19 protein-coding genes are annotated in these 25,130 nt (G+C 35.6%); 16 read left to right on the top strand and 3 right to left on the bottom strand.

Annotated elements, in window-relative coordinates; genetic code table 11:
• Positions 1-2 precede the first annotated feature (2 nt).
• From ruvX to AsAng_RS12750, 8 genes are all read left to right on the top strand, one after another.
• A complete protein-coding gene (gene ruvX, locus AsAng_RS12785; RefSeq protein WP_264793185.1) occupies positions 3-413 on the top strand; it encodes a Holliday junction resolvase RuvX in 411 nt (136 codons plus the stop codon).
• Between the two features lie 413 nt (positions 414-826).
• Positions 827-2,860, top strand: coding sequence for a BatA domain-containing protein (locus AsAng_RS12780; RefSeq protein ID WP_264793184.1), 2,034 nt, complete (start codon positions 827-829; stop codon positions 2,858-2,860).
• Between the two features lie 247 nt (positions 2,861-3,107).
• Positions 3,108-3,512: a hypothetical protein gene (locus AsAng_RS12775; protein ID WP_264793183.1), complete on the top strand. Its 405-nt coding sequence runs from the start codon at positions 3,108-3,110 to the stop codon at positions 3,510-3,512.
• 7 nt (positions 3,513-3,519) lie between these two features.
• Positions 3,520-4,347 carry an alpha/beta fold hydrolase gene (locus AsAng_RS12770; protein ID WP_264793182.1) on the top strand — a complete coding sequence of 276 codons (828 nt, stop codon included), beginning with the start codon at positions 3,520-3,522 and terminating at the stop codon, positions 4,345-4,347.
• Positions 4,348-4,375: 28 nt separating this feature from the next.
• On the top strand, positions 4,376-7,282 hold the full coding sequence (locus AsAng_RS12765; RefSeq protein ID WP_264793181.1) for a sensor histidine kinase: 2,907 nt from the start codon (positions 4,376-4,378) through the stop codon (positions 7,280-7,282).
• Positions 7,254-8,015, top strand: a complete 762-nt coding sequence (locus AsAng_RS12760) for a LytR/AlgR family response regulator transcription factor (RefSeq protein WP_264793180.1) — start codon at positions 7,254-7,256, stop codon at positions 8,013-8,015. Before AsAng_RS12765 ends, AsAng_RS12760 begins: the two co-directional genes overlap by 29 nt.
• Positions 8,016-8,446: 431 nt before the next feature.
• Entirely contained in the window at positions 8,447-13,663 is a 5,217-nt protein-coding gene (locus AsAng_RS12755) for a T9SS type A sorting domain-containing protein (RefSeq protein ID WP_264793179.1), read from the top strand.
• 766 nt (positions 13,664-14,429) lie between these two features.
• On the top strand, positions 14,430-16,040 hold the full coding sequence (locus AsAng_RS12750; protein WP_264793178.1) for an amidohydrolase family protein: 1,611 nt from the start codon (positions 14,430-14,432) through the stop codon (positions 16,038-16,040).
• Between the two features lie 93 nt (positions 16,041-16,133).
• Here AsAng_RS12750 and fbp read toward each other — a convergent pair whose 3' ends face one another.
• A complete protein-coding gene (gene fbp, locus AsAng_RS12745; protein WP_264793177.1) occupies positions 16,134-17,129 on the bottom strand; it encodes a class 1 fructose-bisphosphatase in 996 nt (331 codons plus the stop codon).
• A gap of 358 nt (positions 17,130-17,487) precedes the next feature.
• On the opposite strand from fbp, the gene AsAng_RS12740 reads away from it, so the two are divergent.
• The 8 genes from AsAng_RS12740 to AsAng_RS12705 all read left to right on the top strand — a co-directional run bounded on the left by AsAng_RS12740 (position 17,488) and on the right by AsAng_RS12705 (position 24,151).
• Complete coding sequence (locus AsAng_RS12740) at positions 17,488-18,042, top strand: TVP38/TMEM64 family protein (protein ID WP_264793176.1); 555 nt, start codon at positions 17,488-17,490, stop codon at positions 18,040-18,042.
• Between the two features lie 19 nt (positions 18,043-18,061).
• A complete protein-coding gene (locus tag AsAng_RS12735; protein ID WP_264793175.1) occupies positions 18,062-18,652 on the top strand; it encodes a TVP38/TMEM64 family protein in 591 nt (196 codons plus the stop codon).
• 334 nt (positions 18,653-18,986) lie between these two features.
• Entirely contained in the window at positions 18,987-21,233 is a 2,247-nt protein-coding gene (locus AsAng_RS12730) for a type IV pili methyl-accepting chemotaxis transducer N-terminal domain-containing protein (protein ID WP_264793174.1), read from the top strand.
• Positions 21,234-21,446: 213 nt separating this feature from the next.
• Positions 21,447-22,040, top strand: a complete 594-nt coding sequence (locus AsAng_RS12725) for a sigma-70 family RNA polymerase sigma factor (RefSeq protein ID WP_264793173.1) — start codon at positions 21,447-21,449, stop codon at positions 22,038-22,040.
• A 117-nt stretch (positions 22,041-22,157) separates the two neighbouring features.
• The gene (locus AsAng_RS12720) at positions 22,158-22,394 is read left to right on the top strand and encodes a thioredoxin family protein (protein ID WP_264793172.1); all 237 of its coding nucleotides are present in this window, start codon (positions 22,158-22,160) and stop codon (positions 22,392-22,394) included.
• An 11-nt stretch (positions 22,395-22,405) separates the two neighbouring features.
• Entirely contained in the window at positions 22,406-23,380 is a 975-nt protein-coding gene (locus tag AsAng_RS12715; RefSeq protein WP_264793171.1) for a permease, read from the top strand.
• A 29-nt stretch (positions 23,381-23,409) separates the two neighbouring features.
• On the top strand, positions 23,410-23,766 hold the full coding sequence (locus AsAng_RS12710) for a hypothetical protein (protein WP_264793170.1): 357 nt from the start codon (positions 23,410-23,412) through the stop codon (positions 23,764-23,766).
• Positions 23,767-23,812: 46 nt separating this feature from the next.
• A complete protein-coding gene (locus tag AsAng_RS12705) occupies positions 23,813-24,151 on the top strand; it encodes a heavy-metal-associated domain-containing protein (RefSeq protein WP_264793169.1) in 339 nt (112 codons plus the stop codon).
• Positions 24,152-24,213: 62 nt separating this feature from the next.
• Here AsAng_RS12705 and AsAng_RS12700 read toward each other — a convergent pair whose 3' ends face one another.
• Positions 24,214-24,609, bottom strand: a complete 396-nt coding sequence (locus tag AsAng_RS12700; RefSeq protein WP_264793168.1) for a ribosomal maturation YjgA family protein — start codon at positions 24,607-24,609, stop codon at positions 24,214-24,216.
• Between the two features lie 108 nt (positions 24,610-24,717).
• Positions 24,718-25,107, bottom strand: coding sequence for an Rpn family recombination-promoting nuclease/putative transposase (locus AsAng_RS12695; RefSeq protein WP_264793167.1), 390 nt, complete (start codon positions 25,105-25,107; stop codon positions 24,718-24,720).
• Positions 25,108-25,130 lie beyond the last annotated feature (23 nt).

Raw genomic sequence — 25,130 nt, 5'->3', positions numbered from 1 at the left:
GTATGGCTAGAATAATGGCCATAGACTATGGTATAAAACGAGTGGGCTTGGCAACAACAGACCCTTTACAGATCATTGCAAGCCCACTCGATACCATTGCAACTGCTCAACTGTTGGCTTTTTTTGAAAATTACTTGAAGACAGAGGACGTAGAATGCATTGTTATTGGTGAGCCCAAACATAAAGATGGAAGCCCAACCTATTTAGAAGGGCATATAAAGGGCTTTATTAAGCGGTTTAAAAAGGTATACCCAGCCATTAAGATTGAACGCCAAGATGAGGCTTTTACCTCAAAAATGGCAGAAGATGTGATTCAAAAAACAGTTAAAAAGAAAAAGGACAGGCAAGACAAGGGCTTGGTCGATCAAATTAGTGCTTGCCTTATTCTTCAAGAATACATGGGGTTCTTTTAGTAAGATGACTTAAGTAACAAAGCAAAACAGATTCTGCTTTGTTACTTAAATATTTCTTAATGCTCCTAGAAATGTTGGTGTAGCCTTTTTCCTAGCTTATTTTAGTTGATTCAATTATAGCTTATCACATAAAGGGAAAGATGTAATTTGAACTTTTTTGAGGTAAATAATTGATAATTAAATGGCTGTGTGAATATTTTTGTTGATAAAGCCAAAAAACAACCAACTACATAAATACACTGTTTCTCTAAATTATTTAATCTTTTTAAGAGTAACTTTTGTCTGTTGTTGCTGTTTGGGGCTTACTCAAATGGCTAAGACTGTCAAGTTCTGAGTCGCTTCTACAGCAATCAAAATCTACTGTAAAAACACTAAACTACTTAAAGGACCGTGTACTAAATTAATATAACTAAATGAGTTTTGTATATCCTTGGTTTTTGTGGGCTTTGTTGGCTCTAGCTATTCCTGTTATCATTCACCTCTTTCATTTTAGAAGGTTTAAAACAGTTTATTTTACCAATGTTAAATTTCTAAAAGAGGTAAAAGAACAGACTTCTGCTCGTTCCAAGATAAAGCACCTATTGGTATTGATAGCACGTATTTTGACATTGGCCTTTTTGGTCTTTGCCTTTGCGATGCCTTACCTTCCTAACAAGAATGGGAAAGTGAAATCTGGAAATAAAGATGTGAGCATCTTTTTTGATAATTCGTTTAGTATGGCTGCCGAGAGTGAGGATGTGCGCTTGTTAGAAAAAGCTAGGACTAGAGTAGAGGAAATTGTTTCGGCTTATAGTGTAGACGATAGAATCCAGATTTTAACGGCAGATTTTGAAGGTAGAGATCAACGTTTATTGAGTAAGGAGGATGCTTTAACAAGGATTAATGAAGTAAAAATCACCCATAATGTGCGTAATTTATCCAAGGTGCTTGCTCGACAAAAACAGGCTGTTAATGGAGGAAAGAACAAAAACAAAGAATTGTACATTGTTTCTGATTTTCAGAAAAATATAACAGATTTATCTCCTTATAAGGATACAACCATTAGTTTGAATTTAGTGCCGTTGCAATCGGTTCAAAATCAAAATGTTGCTATAGATACCGCATGGTTTCAATCTCCTGTGCAGAGTTTGAACCAGCCGAATCCATTGGTGGTTAAGGTGCGAAACCTAAGTGATCGAGAAATTCCCAATGTGCGTATGAGTTTGTATATTGACAATCAGACTCGTCCAGTGGGTACCCTTACCATTCCTGCTCAGACTTCGGTGTATGATACCATTGATATTCCTGTTTTGAGAACGGGGTGGCATGAAGCAAAATTGACCATTACGGATTTTCCAATTGAGTTTGATAACGATTACTATTTTACGTTTAATGTAGATGAACAGGTGGATATTTTACAAATCCACGAAGGCACCCCCAATCGTTTTGTAGCAGCAACGTTTTTGGATAATGATTATTTTAAAGCAACCTCCCAAAACGCAGGGCAATTGAATTATACCGAATTTCCTAATTACGATTTGGTTATTTTAGATGAACTAAAATCAATTCCTTCTGGCTTGATTAGTGAACTAAAAAATTATGCGATGAATGGTGGGAATGTGGTTCTTTTTCCACATCATGAAGCCAACTTGAGCGATTATAACAACCTAACTAGACAGTTTAATGCCAATGCTTATGGTAGCTTGGATGTAAGGGAACGGAAGGTTTCTTATATCAATTTCGAAGAGTTTATTTTTAACGATGTATTTGAAGATAGAAGAAGCAATCTTAAACTGCCTGTTACGCAAGCCAATTATAAAATCGCTAAGCGAGCAACTTCTGGCGAAGAAGTCATTTTGAGATACCGAGATGGGGGCACTTTTGTAGGAAAATATACCCAAGGAAAAGGGCATCTATTCCTTTGTGCTGCACCTTTGGGAGTGGATTATTCTGATTTTGTTAAGAATGGTGAAATCTTTGTCCCAATGCTTTATAAAATGGCACTATCGGCAACAACAGAAGACAAAGTTGCTTATATTATTGGCAAAGACGATGTGTTGGAAACAGACAACAGAGCTTCTTCTTCTGAATTGGTTTATAAACTTCAAGGCAATCAAGGGGAATTTATTCCCGAACAACGCCCTATGGGAAGCCGTGTAATGTTGGGGTTAAATAACCAAATTAAAGCAGCAGGTTTCTATAATTTATACCTCAAAAAGGATGAAGTTTTGGATAAGTTTGGCTTTAATTATGACCGAAAGGAGTCCTATCTTACTTTTTATAATGTTGAAGATTTGGGCAACTTGATGGGAAGCAATGTAGCAATTATAGAAGGAACCAATAGCACTGATTTTACAGAAATTATTGCAACTCAAAGCAAAGGGACACCACTCTGGAAATGGTGCTTGGTGATTGCCTTGATCTTTTTGGCTATAGAAACCGCTTTGTTGCGTTTGTGGAAGATTTGAGTTAGCTCTAGCGAATAAAAAAAGATCGTTCTTTGATAAATCGTGTGGTAAACGCTAAAAAAGGGCAAGCTTTCAACTACTTTTATTATAATCTATAACAAAAGTAGTGATAAGCAGACAGAGTGGTTTATTATTATACACGATTAGTCAAAGCACCAAAAAGATTTGAAAAACAAAAAATTTAAACTTACGCACAAAACCTTATTATTAAAGGGATTTTGTTGTTATCTGTACTTTAATTGATTCAATGCCAACACCAATTAGCCGTCCTATCTTAGAACAAACTTATGAGCGCTCTTTAGCACCTTTTTTGGGTGGTTTGACAAAAATGATCCAAACATTTGATTATATGTTTAAGGTCATTGAATTTCCTGATATAGATTTGGGAATCTTAGATCGTCTAGATTCTGTATTTGTATATGGTTTATGGGAGTTTGTTACCAAGCCTTCCTTAAGTTTTGAATTGGAGGTTGAATTGCATTTTAATCGTTATAATTACGAATTGGTCTTAAATATGGCAACTTGTTCTTATCGAAAAGTTATAAGATATAGTTATGAAGATTCTTTTACGAAAGAAAAACAGGTAGATTGTATTCACGAAATAGGACGACTAATTGTCGATGCTGTTAAAGATGAATTTCCCCCAAAATAAATAGATCGTGGCAGTAGTAACCTATAAGGATCATCAAATACATTACCATCAATATGGAAAAGGTAGGGACTTAATGTTTGCCTTTCATGGTTTTGCAGACAATGGCGATTTATTTGAAAGTATAGCTACCGTTTTGGCAAATGAATACACCATTATTGCTATTGATATGCCTTTTCATGGTGCTACTCAATGGCAGGAGGATAGTTATAGACCAGAGGACATTGCAGTACTTGTAAAGTTGTGGATGGAAAAATTTCAGGTAGAAACTTGTTCTATGATGTGTCATAGCATGGGAGGGCGAATTGTTCTAGGACTCCTACCATTAATTGCCCCTAAATTGAAGCAAATTTACTTTTTTGCACCAGCAGGCTTACAATATACCTTTACGGCAAGTCGTTTTTGGTGTCCACTCTGGTTTAGAAAAAGAGCCCAAAATCGCTTTGAACAATCGGAAGGCATTTTGCGCTTTTTTGAGATTACTCACCGCCTTAAATTGATGAATAGGGCAACTTATTTGGTTTTTAAGCAACAATTGGATTTGCCTAGGAGAAGGGCTAGATTGCTCAAAACATGGCTTGCACTGTATTATTTCCCCATGAGGGCAACAGCAAAGCATATTAAGTTACTGAACCAAAATAAGATTTCTACCTACTTTTTTTACGGTAAAAAAGATCGGATTACACCTGCTAAGTTTGCTCGTAAATTGGTTCCCAAACTACACCAATCAGAACTAAATGTCTTTAAAGGAAATCACTTTTTTGTAAGAGAAAGCCTGGTTAAACCTTTTCAGGAGTGGTATGGAATTGCGTTAGAAGAGGGAGAAAGAACCAACTAAATTCATTGTTGAATCAAAGGGAGTAAGGATGCCGTTATTTATTGTTATATTTCTTATGGTAAAAGGGCTGACCACCCTAGCACAGGAACCAGCGCAGTTATATGCTAAAAACTTAGATACTAGACATGGATTACCAAGCTCAACAGCTTATTACCTTTTTCAGGATTCTAAGGGGTTTATATGGATGGCAACCGATAAGGGAGTTGCCAAATACAATGGATACGATTTTGAATGTTATGCCAACCAAGAAGGGCTGACGAACAATAATGTTTTTGCCATAACAGAAGATCCTAAAACTGGATATATTTGGTTCAATGCCTTTAAGGGAGGCTTTTGTTATTATAATGGAGAACATATTTTGCCGCATCCCTTAAATGAAAAAATTAAGCAAAAGCTGGGGAAAAACTGGGCTTCTAGTTTTGGGATTGATTCTTTAGGCAATTTTTGGTTTACTTCTTCTAACCGAGAATACTTAACGTTGGATTATAACTTTTATAAAATTCCTCCTTCCAATGACACCATTATAGCCATTGCGCCTTCTGAGACCAATTGTATTGCTTTGTCAGGAATAAATTATGTCAAACATTGTTCTCCTTCTTCTGTTCTCCTTGCTGGAACAATTGGGAGATTAAAAAAGGTACCTTCAGTTGTTCCTAGAGGCCTGTTACCTCAGTTAGAAGATTCCTTTTTGAGAAGTGGAATTCGAAAGGCAATACAACTAAAAAATAACCTTTTATTGGTTAATAACCTTCAAGAGTGGCTACTTTTTGATAAAGATAGCATTCATCATTTTGATAATGCCTTGGGCAAAAAGGCAGATATTCATCAATTTTGCCAAACATCAGATCAAACTATTTTTATCTGCACAGATAATGGGGTCGTACAATTGGATAAGGACTACCAGCCTTTAGATCGGTTCTTGCAAGGGTTTCCGATTAGTCATGCCTTACAAGATCGAGATGGCAATTATTGGTTTTCTACCCTAAACAGTGGTGTTTTTGTTGTTGCTTCTTTAGAATTAAAGCAATATTTATTAGATCAGGCAATTTCTAAAATCGAATTGGGAAATGATTCTAGTATTTGGGTGAGTACCCATAATAGGGTCTTGTATCAATTTGTATACGATTCTAGTGCTGGTGCTTTTGTCGGTAATAGGGTTTTACCTAAGAATAAGAAAGCTGAGGGGCAGCAGCCCAATTGGAAGGGAGCCAAAGACCAGTTATTGCTGCATTTTTTAAAAGAACCACGACTGATAAAGGGCTTAGGATGGACAAATAACAATTGCCTAATGTTAGGGGCCGCTAATGGTTTTTCGATTTATGATGGAAAGACTAAACAGCCGATTTTTAATTCTAATCAACAGGGATTTAATAAATGGGTAAAAGCAATTATGCAGGACGAACACCAGCAGTATTGGATTGGTGCATCAGATGGTTTGTACTTGATGTCATCGTTGGATACTGAGCCCATTTATATGGGAAATTTAGCGGAGAAGTTACAGCGTTCTATTCATGATATTGCCCAAACCAGTACCAATCAAGTTTTAGTTGCAACCGATGGGGGGGGATTGGTCATACTGAAGGATCAAGAAGTGTTTAGCCTATCTCAAAAAGAGGGATTAAGCAGCAATTTTATCAATACGATATGGGTAGAACACGACTCTTCTGTTTGGATTGGAACCAATCAAGGAATGAATCATTTATTAGGAGATTTAAGAAAGCCTAAAATTGAGTATTATAATACCGAGAACGGTTTTCCTGTTAATGATATTCGCATTATCAAGAAGGTAAAGGATCATCTATTGGTTGGTGGCAACAAAGGAATGATTGTTTTAAAGAAAAGATTAGAAAATAAGAAGGCAGCTTATACAACTTATTTGCATCATATAGAAGTAAATAATCAAGCCATTAAGCAGCAAACAGATTATAATTTTAAATGGGATGAAAACAACTTAACCTTTCATTTTAGAACCATACGATTTAACCAACACAATGAATATTATTATCGACTAGTTGGGTTAGATACCGTATGGCAAAAGGGAAATTCGAATATGATTCGCTATCATAAATTGCCTTATGGAGATTATGTTTTTGAAGCAAAGGTCAAGAATAGTCCTGTTTTGCGAGTGCCTTTTTTTATTCATCCTGCTTTTACCCAAACATGGATTTTTAAAGCACTTATTATTAGTCTATGTTTGGGGATTGCCTTGGGGTTAATGGTTATTATTTTTAGATACCTCAGCCAGCGTACGAGATTAAAAAGGCGCATGAGTGATTTGGAAAACAAGGCTTTGAGAAGCCAAATGAATCCGCATTTTATCTTTAATGCAATGAATTCTATTATGTTTTTGATTGTCAATAAAGATGCAAAATCTGCTCGGCGTTATCTGTCGCAATTTTCTAAATTGATGCGTTTTGTTTTAGAAAATTCCAAGCATAATTTTATTTCCTTAACGGATGAAATTGCTACGCTTCAAGCCTATTTAGATTTAGAGCAATTGCGATATGGAAGTCAGATTAATATACTGCAAAAAATAGGAGAAGATTTAATCTGTAATAAATATAAAATTCCTCCTATGCTTATACAGCCCATTCTCGAAAATGCATTAATGCACGGTCTAGGTCCCAAAAAAGGACAGGGAAATTTAAGTTTGGAATTTTTGAAGAAAGACAACGGATTTTGCGTTATTATTAAAGACGATGGAATTGGTCGAGTTGCTGCCCAAAAAATAATAAAGAACAAGACAATTGATGCTGAAACTTCTAGCGCAATCAAAAACATAGAAGAGCGAATTCAAAATATTAATATTATTTACCAAACTACTTTATCTTTTCAGATTGAAGATCTATACCAAGAAGGGAAAGCTTGTGGCACTAAAGTAGTTTTTTATATACCCCAGATTGATCATGAAGAACATACAAGCAGTAATTATTGACGATGAACCAATGAGCGTGGGAGTGCTTCAGGCATTATTAGAAGAATTGGCAAGCGATATAGAGTTACTAGGAACAGCGGCAACCATAGAGGACGGAATCAGCTTGATAGAGCGGGTACAACCAGCGTTAGTTTTTTTAGACATTCATCTCAAGAATGGCTATGGTTTTGATATACTCAAGAAGGTCAATTACACCAATTTTCAAGTGATATTTATTACCGCCTATCACAATTATGCCGTAAAAGCTTTTCAGTTTTCAGCCCTGCATTATTTACTAAAACCAATTAATGATGACGATTTGGAGGAGGCCATTAACCGATATAGACAACAAAAAAAGCCTAGCTTATCGCCTAAATCGACCCACCAAGTCCTAAAAAATGCAATGAGTGGTAAATATAAAAAATTGGGCTTACCAACGACTAATTCGGTTCAATATGTGGATGTTGAAATGATCAGTTATTGTGAAGCTAGTGCGGGCTACACTACTTTTTTATTAACGAACAAAGAAAAAATAATGGTTTCAAAACCATTGTCGAGTTATGAAAATATGTTGAGCGAGGTTGGCTTCTTTAGAATACACGACAAGTATTTGGTCAACCTTAGAGAGGTCAATCGATACATTAGAGGAAGGGGAGGACAAATTGAATTGAATTCGGGAGTGGTTTTAGATGTTGCTGTTCGTAAAAAGAATACTTTTTTATCAACTTTGGATGATTTTTTTAACCATCGATAAGAATTCCAGTGCGAATTGCACAGTATATGATTTTTACTGCACACTTAATCCATAAATTGACACGCCTGCCAATTATCGATTGCTAAGCACCTTTTATGCTTGTATCTTTGAGGTTGAAAAACTGATTTTTTAACAGCCTCGTTATTCTATGAAAAAAACTTTTCGCTTTATTATTTGGGCAGTTAATGTGCTGATGCCCCAAGCTCATAATGCGCTAATTACACCCCAACCCACCAAACGACCGAGATTAACCTTAGAAAACTAACTAATAAAGTTGATGCACCGCTATTGAATGCAAGGGCAGGAGGTAGCAAGTTATGCCTACCTGCCAATTTTCAAAGCATAAAACTAGAATTAGAAGAAATACTAGCCCTAATATGCTAAAGAGGATTGTTGCGTTTCAGATTAATGTTTTAATTAAAAAATAATACATGAAATATGTTTTTGTATTACTGCTAACTATAATGGTAGTAATTTATTCCCAAGCTCAACCTGAGCATGATTATTATTGGGTAGGCACAAGTGCTAATACAATACAAGGTAGTGGAGAGTGGACAGACCTTAATGCTTGGAGGTTGGATAGTATAAACGGTGCAATTCCTACCCAAGTACCCATTTCTACGAATAACGTATATTTTATGGTAGCTGCTTTTCCTACTAGTTTGCCTGGGACAGACTCTGTTGTGATTACCGTTAGTAATAATGCGAATTGTAAGACCTTCTATTGGGATAATTTAATTCCTACTTTAGCCCGAAAAATTGTTTTTAGAACGAACACCGCAGGATCAACGGGACCTTCTAATATCAATCTGGACATCTATGGTATTTTTGAATTGCCCAACGCAGATAAGCTAGATTTTGATTTTAATGGCTCTTTGAGATTTCGCTCTCAGGATACATTGGTCACCTTAAAAACCAATGGACATAAACTATTGGTTAAGCAAGTTGTCTTTGAAGGCAGTGATAGTACAGAATTTCGCTTATTGGACTTTTTCTATGTAGACGACCCCAAGGAATACCATTATAGTAGAACCCTAAATATAGATGGCGGCTTCTGTTATTTTTACAGTGGGTACCTAAATTTTAATCATCAGAATGCCATCTTAGATCGTTTTGATGCCTATAGAACCAATTTTGCTAGCCGAAAATTAAATATAGCAAATTCCCACATTCAGCTAATTGGGCATGGAGATTATATTTGGATTACAAATTTTAATGCAGTAGGAACGAATTACAGTTTTTTTGATGCAGCAGGTTCCCATCTTCTGGTACAAGAACCCACCAAGCGAGCTTATGGACAACAATTGTGGTTGGGGGATGTAAACTATGACAGTATTAGCACCAATACCCGTTATTATACTTATTTAAGGAGCAGCCAACCCACCATTCAGCATTTATTTATTCATAACGATCATTATTTTTATGGTGATCTGAATGCCACCATTGAAAACCTACATCTATACGGTGGCTATTTTTATAGATTTAATTATCGTTCTCCTCAAATTACAGTAGAGAATGTTTTTGTCCATACGGATTGCGATGATTTTGCCTTTTTGGTGGGTTGGCAGGGCACCAATGGAAAAATTATTAAAAAAACAGCCAATACCACCCTAACCTTGGATAAGGTAGTTTTGAATGGAATAGAAGGAGATATTAGCAATGGTCAAACCTATGTAGCCAATAACAGCATTGATGGAGGCGGAAATACCAACTGGACCATCAATAGCCCTACAGCAAGAGCAATGCGTTTTCGATACAGCAATGCAAGCGCAACCAGTCATTATTGGCATAATGTGACCAATTGGGAAGAGTGGAATGGAACAACGTGGGTTGGTAGCAACTGTTTGCCTACTCCCACAGACAATGTCTATTTTGATGGTTTATCATTTCCTGCAACAGGGAACCAGCGTTTAAGAGTAGACAGCTTGGCTTATTGTCATGATATGCGTTGGCATTCTTCAATTGATAATAGAATAGAATGGTATGCTTACCTCCATGCCAATCAAACCCCTCAAACCTTCAATTTATTTGGGACTCTAGCCCTAGATGAAGACATGAGTATTGCTTGTATTAATGGAACGATCAATTTGTGGGGGAATGACCCAGATAGTTTGATTACAAAAGGCGTTTATATTTATCCTATATTGCAATTACAACCTTATTCCGATTATCATATTTGGGACAGTCTTACGGCTAGAACTTTACAAGGCTTAAAAAATTCTTCTATACGAGCAGATAATATTACCATGAATTTGGGGCAATTGCACGTAGATAAACGCCAATTGGATAGCGTAGAGTGCCATTTAACCAATCACAGGGCTTATGCCTTTCGAGATTATGGAGGGTATCAGCATGGAATCTCTTATACAGGAACAACAACATTCCATTTTTGGGGAGACAATCGGTACCTTAATTGTAACCACGCTGCTACAGGAGATGGCAGAAGTTATTTGTATGGCTCCTCTTGTGGCAATTGTACAGGAGCCCAGCCGCCTGCGCACTTTCCCAATGTCATTTTTCATGGAGAGCTATTTGGTCTAATTTATCACATGACAGTTCATGGAGATTTAACCTTATTGGATCAAGGAAAGTTTCATCATTGGGTGAACAATCCAACTTATTTTAAGCAAATTAAAGTCTTGGGAGATCAGCCCAATAGCCCCTATCAAGGAGATTTAAATTTAACAGCAGGGAAGGAGTACGTGTTTGATTCTTATTATGCAAACTATTACGCTACTACACATGCCAATTTTGGTTTTAATTCTCAAATTAATATAGCGGGAACTTTAAATGCTATTGGCACTTGTATAGAACCCATAACCATACGAACATTTACAGGCAAACCAATTACTATTCGTGTAGGAGCAGCCAATATTGAATATGCGTTTATAGAAGGTTTAGACAATACTGGAAATCCGACTATTAATGCTGTTAATTCAGTAGATGGAGGGGGCAATTCTGCGATCAATTTTACAACATCAGGGACAGGAACAACCTTATACTGGCGAGCCAATTTTGATGATGTTACTGATTTTGAAGGAGCATGGAATGACCCTAGGCACTGGACTTCTAATCCAGCAAGTTTAGTAGGAGATAGCGCTTGTATTCCTTCGATTGCAGATACTGTGATTTTTGATGGGATGTCTTTTTCTCCAACTAGCAATGGTTGTTTTATTGATGCCGTTGCTTTTTGCAAAACAATCTGGGTACAAGCAGATGTTAATTTGACCAATACCAGTTTAACAAGCCCTACAGGAAATCTATTGATTGGCGAAAGCTGTTTAATCGATTTACCGATGACACAATATAATTATACAGGGAGCTTGACTTTTGTAGGAAATGGAGGAAGCATACGGACGAGTAATACTACTTTAGTCAACCAAGAAATCCATTTTAAAAGTGTGACAGGAAATTGGGATTTGACGGATGCTTTTACCTTAGAAAATCGCCACGATATACGTCATGGACGATTGCAATTGACCGCAGGAAATTTGCAAACCAATGGACATACCCTTAATTTGTACAATTCTTTTTACGCACGTGGAGGACTTCAACAGCAGTTGGATCTTGGCACCTCTACTGTTAATTTGCTTTGTTTAGGACGAAATATGGATAATGGTTATACCTATCCATGGTCTATTGGAAGTACCAATATTGAACTAAAGGGGGAACAGAGCACCCTTAATTTTGGAGACAATAATGCGACGGTCTATGAATTGCGTATGCATATGGGCTATGATTCTCTGACTTGGAGAACCATTAAGGGAGCGGCAACCTATGATAACAATCACATTACTTATGGAGTTGTTAATTTTGGAGCAGTGAATGAAATATCCAATATTACGAGTTCTGCTAATTATCAATATATTAATTTCTTAGGAACAGCCTATTTTAGAGGCGATAACTTAATGGATAGTATTGCGTTTGCTGGTGGACAGTTTTATTATTTGTACCAAAATACCGAACAGCACCTCAAAGCACCACATGGCAAAATAATCGCAAATGGTTCGGGAGCTAATTTTGTAAATATAGAAACCTACCCCAGTAATCAAAAATCGTATTTTCACAAAGAGTGGGGCGATTACTTTTGTTTGGATTATGTTAAAATAAAAGATAATGAGGGCAGAAGGGGAATCAACCCAAATACAGGAGTGGCAGATAATGATTTATATTTTTATACAGGAACCAATAGCGATAATATAAATGGAACAGCAACAGGGATTTGGAATTTTTCTTTGTTGTTTTCAACCCATACGGTTCAAGCGCCTACCATTGCAGCTTGTGACGGTCAGGATAGCATTGATATAACGATAGCAATTACAGGAAATGATTATTATGATGTTCGTTATAATTGGTACGATAGTTTAGGAAATACAGGAGCAGATACCATCCAGCTCAATGACGATGACAATGATCCCAGCACACCATTTATTTACACCTTTCGAAAACCTATTTTGGCTTCTGGTTTTTATGCCTTTGATATTGCAACTTTTCGTTGTGATAAGCGAACAGCAGCAGCCATTGATACGGCTTGGGTTTACAAGACAGTTCCCAATACTTTAGTGGCTGTTAATAGAGCGGCGAGTTGTTATTTGACCAATTCAGGAGCCTGGGTTGATTTTTATGATGAGATAGAGGCTAAACCCATTTTGTCTTTGCAAGACTCTTTAAACTCAACAGATTTAGATTCGTTAAAGCAAGTCAATGCTGCTGTATTTTTTGAACCAACAGTAGCGTATTATGCAGGTCGTCCCTATTTACCACGACATTGGAAGATTACACCTTCTAATAATGTAGGAGCAAAAGTACGCTTGTATTTTACCCAAGAAGAATTGGACTCTTTGTATGCGCATACGTTTCATGGTATGAATGGGTTGGCATTTGATCATAGCAACGCATATTTAGAAGTTTGGAAATTTGATGCTGTTCCCCCTGCCAATGCAAGTATAGGTTCCAGTGCCCCCATCATAGTGCCACATACCGTCATCCCTTTAACGGGATCAAGCAGAAAAGCATTAACAAGCACAACAAATGTATTAGCGATTGAGTTTGAGGTCAATTCCTTCTCTCATTTTATACTCGTACCTACTACGCCCGTATTGTTACCCCTTGAACTTGTAACTTTTGATGCTCAGGCAACGCCACAAAAGCAAGTAGCATTAACTTGGGAAACAGCAAGCATTAAAAACAGCAGTCATTTTGAAGTGTTGCGCAGTTCTGATGGAATTGATTTTAAATCGTTAAAAGAGGTAACAGCTACTACGGAATTGAGGTACAGTTGCCTCGATAAGCATCCGCATAATGGCTACAATTATTATCGATTGAAAATTTATGGAAAAGATGGAACGGTACAATTATCTACAATTAAGGCGATCTACTTTCCCACCACTGAGTTGCTAGAAGTGTATCCTAATCCTATTGCAAAAGGAAATTTGACAGTTCGAGTGTCAACAGAAAGGGAAGAACCGCTGTGGGGGGAATTTGTCAATCCCTTGGGGCAAACCATAACTACTGAAATAAAAGCGGTTTCAATTGGCCATAATGTACTAGAGTTGAATACATCAGCGTTGTCAAAAGGAATTTATGTGCTTCGAATACATCAAGGCAATCAAATGATTGGACAACAAAAAATATGGAAAACGGAATAAAGCCCATGGACGAAGTAGAGAAACAATTAACAAGTTATTAGCTCAATGAAGTAATCACAAAACTAAATTTTTTATAAATAGTTAATTGTTTATATCCTCACATTTTGTTAAAGCCATTTAGATTTTCTTTTAAAGAAAAGCCTAAATGGCTTTTAATTTTTAAAAAAGTTTGTTTAAACGTTTAAAAATTCGGAACTTACCCGATTCAAAGTGCATCATTTGGAAATGGGCGTTGTCTATACAATGATGTATCATTACATTAAGAATTATGCATTTTTTCTAGCGAGAGATGCATTTGTCCTACTCAATTCTTGATAAGAAGAAGTAGATGGACAAAATAATTAACATTAAATTGGGCATCTTTTGTCCGCTAAGTTTCCTTGAAAAGCCTCGCTTTACTTGCTTCGCTGCGTGAAGTCGCAGGCTTAGTTAGCCCGTTAAAGCTACGTTTTGCAAGTCGTTAGCGAAAAAAATATACTCCAATTTTTAAACTACTAATTTTGTCCATCTACTTACTCGAGGTTATTTATCTAAGAACAAAATAAAAACAACTTCAGTATAAATTTCGTTTCTTAATTTTTCATTACTTCCATGGAAAAGTCACATTCGATGGATTATTAAGTTGATGTAAATGTGTTGTTTAAGATAGAAATTATCTTGATAACCTAGCTTTGCTAGCTCATGTAATAATCAATTGAATGCAAGGTGGTTTTTTACCTTTTTGTAAAAAAAACATGGAGTATTAAATTTTTAATAGTAAAAGAATATGTTTGCAGATTTGCATTGCCATGCGCACATGCGCTCCTATCTATGCTTGCGTCAAAAGCGTAAAAAGTACGAAGAAAAAGGGATGTATCATCCTTGGACAATTGTTGCGACTAATATGGCTCGTTTAAAGAATGTAGACCGTGCAGCAGGGTACAGCCAATCGGATTTGGTTGCCCTCTGGAATGGCGGTTCTCGTTTAGTTTGGAATGCCTTGTATCCAATAGAGAAAGGTTTTTTTAAAACCGCTAAACGTCCTAGTGGTGGTAAATATCAGATGATCCGCAAGGTACTAAGGGTAGCAACACATCATAAGGCACCTTTGAGAACATTGATGCAACATATGACCATGCGAATTCCTACTGCTACAATACGATTTGTCAACTCAGAGGACTATGATTATTGGGAATTTTTGCAAGATGAATACGCTTACATTAGTAGTAAATCTGGGCTGCCTACTAAAAATGAAATTTATACGCTTGGGGTTGCCAGAAAAACCTTTGAAAATAGCGAAAAAAGGAGAACTAAATACCCTGATTATTATCATGCAGAGGGAACCTATCAGATTCCTAGAAATAGGGCAGAGGCAATAGAAATAGCCAAACAAAACAAAGCGGTCATGATGATGGCCTTGTCTATTGAAGGAGCGCATGTTTTTGGAGCAGAAACCGAAGATGACAAAACGGTATTGGAGCGAGTCGATTTTATAAAAAGAGAATGGGAATATCCCTTATTTTTTATTACTTATTCCCATCATTTTAATAATGGTTTGTGCGGGCATGCCCATAGTTTACCTGAGGTCGCTGCTTTTGTACTGAATCAAGAAAGTTTGATGAGTGAAGGTTTTACAGCATTGGGTTGGAAAGTACTTCGCAAACTATTGGCCGTAGATGAGCAAAACAATCCTGCACCAGAAGAGGGCTATCGCATTTTAATTGATTTAAAACACATGAGTCCACAGGGGCGCAAAGAATATTACGAACAACTTGTGCGACCCTGTTTAGACAAAGGGGATGTAATTCCATTGATCGCTAGTCATTGTTCGTATGCTGCTCGCAAAACCTTAGATGAATTAATAGCAGTGCAAGATGAAGAGGACGATACCTTTAGAGTAGAGACCGTAGAAGGTCCTTTTTATGCTTGGGGAATTAATCTTTGCGATGAAGATATTCGCATGATTTATAATACTGGAGGTTTGTTTGGTCTTTCGTTTGATAAACGTATGTTGGGCGTTTCTCCTAAGAAAAGAGAAGAAAAAAAGGAGCAAATTAATAATATCAATGCCTTATGGAATAATCTTAAAGCTGTTTTGCGAGTAATTTATGAGGATACCAGTTTATCAGAAACCGAGAAACGAAAAGCTTGGGATATGCTGGCAATTGGAACTGATTTTGACGGTTATATTGATCCTATTAGCAATTATAAGACAGCAATAGAACTTCCACAGTTTAAAGTAGACTTATTGGCAAAGATAAAGGAGGAGGCAGCCAAAAAAAATCCGTTGGATTGTGTGGCTACTTTTGATGAGCAATTTACCCCCGAATTGGTAGTCGATAAAATTTGTTATGACAATGCCTTGGCTTTTACGCTAAAACATTATCCCAATAAATAACGAATGAGATGCTATGAAAATTTGGAAACATTATCTTGGTACATCTCCAAATTTTCATAGCTCAAGTTAAGCAAGTTGACCTAATGCAAAAGATTAAACCATTACCTTATTAGCGGCTAGAATAAATTCCTCTACACGGTTAACCATATTGGGAGAGCCCATAAAAATAGGTGTTCTTTGGTGGAGTTCAGTCGCTTCTAATTCAAGAATACGCTGCGTTCCATTGGTAGAACGACCACTGGCTTGTTCTACAATAAAAGACAAAGGATTGCACTCATAAAGCAAACGCAACTTGCCTTTGGGAGCAGTAGTAGTTGCAGGATACATAAAAATACCACCTTTTATCAAGGTACGATGGACATCCGCAACCATAGAGCCAACATAACGGAAGGTGCATTCTTTGTCCATACATTCGTCAATAAATTCTCTGATAGGAGCATCAAATTTGTGATAAGCACATTGATTGACAGCATAAACTTTTCCTTCTTGAGGAATTCGAATATTAGGATGAGACAAACAAAACTCTCCAATAGAAGGGTCTAGGGTAAATCCATTAACCCCTTTGCCTGTGGTGTAAACCAACATGGTTGAAGAGCCATAAACAACATAACCAGCAGCTACCTGCTCAACTCCATCTTGCAAAAAATCATTCAATTGGCAAGCACCATCATCAGAAATTCGTCTGTAGATAGCAAAAATAGTTCCTATAGAAACATTAACATCAATATTGCTAGAGCCATCTAGGGGGTCAAACAAGACAACATATTTGGCATTTAGACTTTTCTCAATAGGGACATAAGTATCGTTTTCCTCAGAAGCAATGCCACAACACTCACCACTATTTTGAAGACAAGAAATTAGTAGGTTATCTGCTAAAACATCTAACTTTTGAACTACCTCACCAGAAGCATTTTCTTGTGTTCCTGCTTGCCCCGCAATATCAGCTAAACCTGCTTTGTTGACTTCTCTACTAATTATTTTGGAAGCTAGTCCAATATCTCTTAATAATCCAGAGAGTTCACCAGTAGCAAATGGAAAATCTTTTTGACGTTGGATGATAAATTCATCCAAAGTAATAATTCTATTCATAGTTATTATTTTAATACTAAATCTCTGAGTGCTATAGTAGTTGCCTTATATAAAGACAAACGTTTTAGGTCATTGTTAATGATGCAAAGATAAGCTTTTTCGCAGCAATATTCTAGTCGATTTTTCTATTTATAACGCAAAAATAAACTTCTATGTTTTAAATAGACGAAATTCAACAACTTATTCTAACTGAGAATATTCTCTTTAGTTGCTTTTTGGATTTATTTTTTGTAATTTTAAGTGTTTTTTGTGGTCGTTTTTGTAATAAATTATTCATCTAGGAAAAGAACCAAAAGTAGGGAGCCGAATGGCTAATAAAAGAGAATTTATTTTACGCATAATTTTGTTAGCAACAATTATGCTCGGGTTATTGATAATAGCAAAATATACCACACTAGGAACTTATTTTAGTGTAGAGAAATTGCAAGCATTAATTAAGGACGCAGGAAATTGGGGCTTGTTCATTTTCTTTCTCGTTTTTCTAGTGGGAACGCTAATGAGTGTGCCAGGGGCTGTTTTTTTGGTTTTTGCGATTTTAACCTATGGTTACCTAGGAGGCATCTTATTGTCTTATTTGGCAGCAATTTTGTGTGCAATGATTAATTTTTTGTTTGCTCGATTTATAGGAGGGAAGGCCTTGTCGGAAATCAAGAACAAAAGAATCCAAAAAGTGTTATCTAAAGTAGAGACCCACCCCATTCAAACCATTTGTTGGTTGCGTGTTTTTATGTTGTTGTCACCTGTTGTTAATTATGCAATGGCGTTAACGAATATAAAATCGAGGCAGTTTTTTATTGGCAATGCAATAGCAATGATCTTTCCTTTTGCGTTTATTATACTAGGAACAGTGTTTTTTAGAAGCCTATTTTTCCAAGAAGTTATCTTAGTTTGGGTAAAATCCGTAATAAGCTAACAACAAATATCAATTATTTATGAATAAAAAAGATGATCGTAAAAAATATGTAGGTCTCCGCTTGGGAGGAATGCTGCTGTTTATTGTACTTTCTATCTTGTTGGTAAAATATACGGCTGTAGGAGATTGGTTGAGTTTGGATCGGATGCAATCTATGGTTGAACAGACAGGCTTTTGGGGGATTCTTATTTTTATTGGAATTTTTGTAGCAGCAGCCATTATGAATGTGCCAGGAACGGCATTTTTATTGCTTTCTATTTTATTGTTTGGGTATTGGCAAGGGGCTTTATTTACTTATATAGGAGCCTTGTTGGGGGCTTGGGTGACTTTTGTTTTGGGTAGAACAATGGGCGGGAAAGCTTTGACAGAAATAAAAAACCCTACCGTGAAGAATTTATTATTAGAAGCGGAAGTACGTCCTATCCGAACATTAATTGTTTTGCGAATTTTAGTCCAATTTTCGCCTTTAGTGGGGTATACGTTGGCTTTGACGAATATAAAACAACGCCATTATATGATTGGAAATGTGATTGGGATCTTAATTCCAACAATTGGTTTGAGCATAGGAATGTATTTTTTTGAAGATACAATACGTAGTTTGTTTGGCTAAAAAAATAGTATTGATCTTAGAATGTTTGTTTACTCAATTTGTAAACAGGCTGTTAGGCGAAAAATGCCAAGCTGAAAGAAAAATAGGCTGTCAGATACTCTGACAGCCTATTTTTTTGATTTATAAGTACCTATTACAAATAGGTGATTGGGATCAAGGTTTAAAATAATTTAGATCATTTTTGTTCAGATATTTTTTTTTGACCTTTGTGCTAAGATTGAAGCCCCCCTTAATAATTATATTCCTTTATATCAATTGTGTAAAATTTAGATGGTCCCCCTTATACTAACAAGCATTAGTATACTACCATCCAGCTTAAAAATGCAAAAATAAAATGAAACAGGTCGTATTGGTAGTTTTGATGATTTTTTCTTTAGTTCCTTTGGATGCGCAACAAAATGACAAGGCATTTCTTATTGGGGATTTATTGAATAAGGCAGGCGCTCAACGTATGTTAACCCAACGAATGGGAAAGGCTTACATTGCTATGTATATTGGGATGGATGTAGATGCAAATAAAAAGGTAATTGATGGTAGCGTTGCGCTTTTTGAAAATCGGCTTCAGGAACTAAAAGCTTCAAAAATTAATGGTCGTTATAATCAACGACTTAATAAAGTACAAAACTTATGGACGTCTTATAAAGAACTTATAATGAGTCGCCCAACCAAAGAAAACATAGAAAAATTATTAGTAGACAATACCGTTATTTTGGAAAGCTGTGAATTAGTAGTTTATGAGTTAGAGTTACATGGCAGTCGTTTTTCTAAAAAAAATGACCTCTATAAAATGAACAGCAATATTGTGCACCTAGAAAATGTAGCTGGGAGACAACGAATGCTAACCGAAAGAATTTTGTTCTATTTTTTGGCTCATCAATCTATCATTGGGCTAGCTCCACAAATAGAAAAAGAACTGAATCTTGCTCTACAAGATTACGAAAAAACATTAGTTGAATTAATGGGAGCAACTGAAAATACGCCTGAAATTGATTATCGTTTGACGTTGTTGAGTAATGAATGGGAGACCATTGCTAAGTTTTGTACTGTAAAAGTAGAGGATGCTAGCCGTATCAAAGATGTGTTGAAATTGGGAAATAAGCTTTTGGCATCCATGGACGAGGTTACAGTGTTGTATGAAGATTTAATAGATTTTCGAGTAGCTTCTTTGTTGTTGAATAATGCAATCAATATGGCCAACAAACAAAGTATGTTAGTTCAAAAAATTGCAAAATCTTATATTGTTGCGGGAATGGTGGATCATGACAAACATAGAAAAAATTTGGAAGATGATATAACGCTATTTGAACATCATATTGATGAATTAAAGTTATTTGCGCCTATTGACGAAATTACAACGGGATTAGATATAGTGGACGATCTTTGGACAAATTATAGAAATCAAGCAATGAGTCCAACAACTAAAGAGGGGGCTAAAAAATTACTATATGCTAATAATGAATTGCTAAGAGGCTGTGATAATGTTGTGATGTTATTAGAAATGTATGCAAAAATTTACAAAAAAAGTGTTTCTAGATTTAATAGTGATATGTCGCACTGGACCAATCAAATTGGTCGTCAAGAGATGTTAACAGAGCGCATATTAATGTATAGCTATGCGATGGCTTGGGGAGTTGATGATAGTCATTTGGCAGAAGAACTAGAGCGTACAGGATACAAATACATCAAAAACTTAAATGAGCTAAACAGCGCTTTTCCTGTTCCTGATTTGGAGCGTAGAGGGCAAGCCTTGGTTGATAAATGGGGAACCATTAAAATTTATTTGGAGGATATTGACAATCACAAGGAGGATTTGTTAGAGTGGGCTTTATCCTTATCTAAAGAATTGGATGCATTAACGGGTTTGTATGAAGAGCGAATTAATAAAATGGTAACAGAAGAGGCTATTGATAAGGCTAACTACCAATGTATGCTATCTCAAAAAATAGCAACAAGTTACTTAGCGATCGGCATGAACCTGAATGTGAAGCACTATGAGCAGCAATTTGATAAAGATAAATTATTGTTTCAAAGACAATTGGAGGAATTGGAAGCTTTTGCTAACACAAACGATCTGAAAGAGGTTTTAACGGAAGTAAATCAACTTTGGAATACGTATCAAATTACATTTACTGGTAAATTATTAAAAGAAAAAACACCTCATCTATTAGAAATTAGCCAAGAAATGCTTACCGCTTGTGAACAGGTTGTGGAGCGTATTAAGAAGGGAGGCGAAAGTGAACAAGTGGCGATGGTGGATGATGCAGCACATCTAAGAACGATGACAGAACAGGTGTTGTTATTTGCTTTGGCTGAACGATGGGAAGTTGGTAATTTCCAAGCTGAAAATATGAAAGTACTGAATGCATTTGAACAAAAAGTTAAATTCTTAAGTAATAATGAAAATAATTCACCAAAAATAACCAAGAGTTTAACGGCCATAAGTAAACACCATAAACGACTGAAAGAAAGTTGCCAAAAACTCAAGGAAGTGGATCTATACAGTATATTGGTTTTGCACAATGTTCTGCTATTAGAGACAGAAAAATTGACAAAGGCATATGAAGAATCTATTCTTTTCTAGGTGCATATTTCTTATCTAGCATAGAATAAATAAGTGTACTAAATGTTATTGTTTGTGTATAGCCCCAGCATTCGCTGGGGCTATTTTATTTTTGGATAATTTTGATTTACCTTTGTAGTTATCAAACATTATTAAGAGTAGCTCACGGACTATACCACAGAGTATTGTAAAAAACAACAATTTCAATACTCCTTGGATGAAAAAAGAATTGTCATGAAAAATGAATGTTGCAATATTAATGAAGTCGTCCAAGAGTTTTATACTTATTTGGAGTCCTATGTTTTAACAAAAACTAAGGATCGATTTATTGCGCAGGACATTGTTCAAGAAGTAATGATAAAACTGATTGAATCGCATCAGCAATCAAGAGAAATCAAAAACCTTAAGGCTTGGCTGTTTCAAGTAAGTAGAAATACAATTTATGATTATTATAAAAATAATAAAATAGAATTAAGTGGTGAAGAAATAGAGGTAGGGGGAGATGACCCACTATCTGATTTTTCAAAAATTACCGTTTCAGATTATATCATTCCTATGATTCAGTTATTGCCAGAGAATTATGCCGTTCCTCTAATGTGGAGTGATATTGAGAATATTCCGCAGAAGGATATTGCTCAAAGAATGAAAATTGGATTATCTGCTGCCAAAATGCGAATACAAAGAGGACGGAATAAGTTGCGTGAGTTGTTTATAGAATGTTGTGATATTGAATACGACAAAAATGGAAACTTTATAGCTTGTACCGTTAAACCATTTTGTACCCCTTTAAAAAAAATTGAAAAAGACATAAAAGGTAAGTTGCAGTAAATTAGTGTTTTATGTTTTTTAATTGGACTTTTTTTTTTAAAAGTCTTATTTTTTGTGTCTTTTCTTGTTCTATTTCAGACTTCATAATAAAGTTTAATCAACATTAAAACAAAAATTATGAGTACTGAAATTAAAATTTTGCATTCATCTTGTTGTGCAAAAAATTCTCCGATCAAAAATCAACTAGAACGAATAGCTTCTAAAAATAATATAGAAGTAACTATAGAAGAACTATCTGAGTTGAAAGATACTATGATATATGGTGCCTTGACTTTTCCTGCTATTGTCATTAATGGAAAGGTTTACGACTATAAAAAGTATGCTTCAGAAGAAAAAATAGTATCAATTTTATAATTCGTTTTACTATGGAAACTCTGGTATATATACTAACTATATTGGCAGATTATTTGGTTTATGATCTGTTAGGATTGGACGTAACAAGCCTATTTACAAAGGCGCTACATTATTTTATAATTGGATTTACAGAAATTACTATTCTAGTTGTTGTAGTTACTTATTTAATGGGAATCATTACGAACTACTTACCTATGAATAGCATTCGAGCGTTCTTGGATAAAAATAAAAAATCTGGTTTGGGGAATGTCCTGGCAGCTTTATTGGGAGCGATAACCCCCTTTTGCTCTTGTTCCTCGATTCCGCTTTTTGTAGGAATGATGCAAGCAAAAATCCCTTTGGGTATTGCTTTATCTTTTTTAATTACCTCACCTTTAGTGAACGAAATTGCCATAGCGGTGTTTTGGGTGTCTTATGGTTGGAAAGTAACGATAATTTATGTACTTACAGGAGTTTTTCTAGGAATAATAGGGGGGCTTTTTTTAGAAAAAATAGGAATGGCAAATTATGTAGCCGAATGGATAAAAGGTTTAGAAGAAAGCAATACCTCAATAGCAAAAGATGACAGAAGTTTTAGAGAACGTTTGCCCGAAATTCATGCGGAAGTAGTTCAAACCTTACGCCAACTAATTCCTTACATTTTTGTAGGGCTTGCGATTGGTTCATTTATTCATGGCTATATTCCTGCGTCTTTTTTTGAAACCTATATTTCCAAATCTAATCCCTTTGCCGTTCCCATTGCTGTTGTACTTGCTATCCCTTTATATATTGACGCAGTTGGTGTTTTGCCAATCATTGAATCGTTGGTGGATAAAGGACTGCCTTTAGGTACGGCTATCGCATTTATGATGGCTGCGATTGGTTTGTCTCTTCCAGAGGCTTTATTGCTCAAAAAGGTAATGCAAAGACAATTGATTGTAGCCTTTTTCTTAACTATCGGAATCGGAATGGTTCTATCAGGGATATTTTTTAATCTAATTTTTTAATAGTAGGCTGCCATAAAATAAAAATAAAAATGAAATCATTGATATCATCTATTAGTGCGGTATTTCTAGCATTATTGTCCTGTACTTGTTGTATCAGTCCACTGTTGGCATTAGCAGGAGTCCTTGGAGTTAGTGCATCTCAATTAATTTGGCTATCAAGCATAAAAAACTACCTCATAGGGACTAGTTTGTTGGCTATATCATACAATTTATATCGGGCTTACATTCCCAAAAATAAGGAGAATTGTTGTGCTATAGACCAAAATGAAACCTTAGCAAAGTTAAATCCGAAAGAAATCAAAACAATTTCTTTTTTTCAATCGAAAGCATTTTTGTGGGCTATTGCTTGGATAACGATTATCATTTTGTTACTACCTTATCTTTAGGGTGACAAAGTGATAATAGCTTTTTAATAACTTCTAAATCAAAATAATGAAAATAATAAAAATGGTACTGTTGCCAATTATGATCTTGTTGTTAAATTTGTCTAGTGTATTTTGCCAGGATCAGTTAGATGCTAATAAATATATTACAAAGAAGGAGACTAAAAATAAGTCTACTATTATATCCAAAACATATAAATTAAAGGGCCTAAAACAGTCTTGTTGCTTAGGTATTGTGACTTATTCTTTAAAAGAGGTTAAAGGGTTTATAAGAGCAGAGAGTAATTTGAAACAACAAAAAATTTTGGTATGGTATGATAGCAAAAAATGCAAAGAAGAAGCCATCAAAAAGGCTATCAATAAAACGCCTTACCCTATTGAAGATTAGAAAAAATAATAACTTAAAGAACAGGTAATCGTGCCTGTTTTTTAAGTTTTAAGAATAAAAAACTATTCTTGAGAAAGATAATTTTTTTCTAAATAGAGTTCACTTGTCATTCCAATACCTATTCCAATGGTATAAGCCAGAAGATCTGTCCATAAAAAGCCCTTTCCTAAAACTAGGCTTCCAAAGCGATTGCTTCGCATAGCATTTAGCCAATCTACTTGACAAAGTTGACTAAATTCTATTAAAAAACAGATGCTTAAACTAATAAGGGCTAGTTTTTGAATACTATACCGAGGGAATAAGAAGCCAATAATCCAATAAACCATCAACGCCCATAAAAGATCCCCTAAGCCTAAGTTGATGATAGAGGGAAGGTAGTTTGAGTAGTGCCTAGTCGCTAACCCTAGTATTATTGTACTAACAATTAGGATTAGATAGTAAATTTTGTTTCTTTTCATTTTCTGCCTATTAGTTGATGCTGCACCAAGTTCCTCGTTTAATTGTGTGTGGTTATTGTTTGTCCAAACTTAGAGTAAAAAGTACGAATTATTTGGCAGACTAAGTATTTAGTTCAAATTTTCAATTACATCTTCAGATAAGCCTGTTGCTTGTATAATGACAGCGATAGGAATACCTTGTTTTTTTAGATTGGAAGCAATTTCTATTTTTTCTTCTTCTCGTCCTTCCATTCGTCCTTCCATTCGCCCTTCTATTCGTCCTTCTATTTTTCCTTCCATTCGCCCTTCTATTTTTCCTTCCATTTTTCCTTCCATTCGCCCTTCTTCTTTAGAAGCGTCCACGATATTTTTTAAATCACGATAATACTTTAAACGCTCTTCGTACCGTTCTTTTTCCTTGGGAGAGAATTTAGCTATTTCAGCCACCTCAGAGCATCTAAAATTAGTAAGGAGGTTGATGTATTTATTTTCTGAGCTCATGGTTAGCATTGATGACATAGGTGAAAAAGTTATTTATTACT

The organism is Aureispira anguillae, assembly GCF_026000115.1.
GTDB classification, from domain to species: domain Bacteria; phylum Bacteroidota; class Bacteroidia; order Chitinophagales; family Saprospiraceae; genus Aureispira; species Aureispira anguillae.
This window is presented reverse-complemented; position numbering and strand designations above follow the sequence as displayed.

Coding starts and splice junctions, on each gene's coding strand:
- ruvX (WP_264793185.1), top strand. CDS start 3: ATGGCTAGAATAATGGCCATAGACTATGGTATAAAACGAGTGGGCTTG.
- AsAng_RS12780 (WP_264793184.1), top strand. CDS start 827: ATGAGTTTTGTATATCCTTGGTTTTTGTGGGCTTTGTTGGCTCTAGCT.
- AsAng_RS12775 (WP_264793183.1), top strand. CDS start 3,108: ATGCCAACACCAATTAGCCGTCCTATCTTAGAACAAACTTATGAGCGC.
- AsAng_RS12765 (WP_264793181.1), top strand. CDS start 4,376: ATGCCGTTATTTATTGTTATATTTCTTATGGTAAAAGGGCTGACCACC.
- AsAng_RS12760 (WP_264793180.1), top strand. CDS start 7,254: ATGAAGAACATACAAGCAGTAATTATTGACGATGAACCAATGAGCGTG.
- AsAng_RS12755 (WP_264793179.1), top strand. CDS start 8,447: ATGAAATATGTTTTTGTATTACTGCTAACTATAATGGTAGTAATTTAT.
- AsAng_RS12750 (WP_264793178.1), top strand. CDS start 14,430: ATGTTTGCAGATTTGCATTGCCATGCGCACATGCGCTCCTATCTATGC.
- fbp (WP_264793177.1), bottom strand. CDS start 17,129: ATGAATAGAATTATTACTTTGGATGAATTTATCATCCAACGTCAAAAA.
- AsAng_RS12740 (WP_264793176.1), top strand. CDS start 17,488: ATGCTCGGGTTATTGATAATAGCAAAATATACCACACTAGGAACTTAT.
- AsAng_RS12735 (WP_264793175.1), top strand. CDS start 18,062: ATGAATAAAAAAGATGATCGTAAAAAATATGTAGGTCTCCGCTTGGGA.
- AsAng_RS12730 (WP_264793174.1), top strand. CDS start 18,987: ATGAAACAGGTCGTATTGGTAGTTTTGATGATTTTTTCTTTAGTTCCT.
- AsAng_RS12725 (WP_264793173.1), top strand. CDS start 21,447: ATGAAAAATGAATGTTGCAATATTAATGAAGTCGTCCAAGAGTTTTAT.
- AsAng_RS12720 (WP_264793172.1), top strand. CDS start 22,158: ATGAGTACTGAAATTAAAATTTTGCATTCATCTTGTTGTGCAAAAAAT.
- AsAng_RS12715 (WP_264793171.1), top strand. CDS start 22,406: ATGGAAACTCTGGTATATATACTAACTATATTGGCAGATTATTTGGTT.
- AsAng_RS12710 (WP_264793170.1), top strand. CDS start 23,410: ATGAAATCATTGATATCATCTATTAGTGCGGTATTTCTAGCATTATTG.
- AsAng_RS12705 (WP_264793169.1), top strand. CDS start 23,813: ATGAAAATAATAAAAATGGTACTGTTGCCAATTATGATCTTGTTGTTA.
- AsAng_RS12700 (WP_264793168.1), bottom strand. CDS start 24,609: ATGAAAAGAAACAAAATTTACTATCTAATCCTAATTGTTAGTACAATA.
- AsAng_RS12695 (WP_264793167.1), bottom strand. CDS start 25,107: ATGTCATCAATGCTAACCATGAGCTCAGAAAATAAATACATCAACCTC.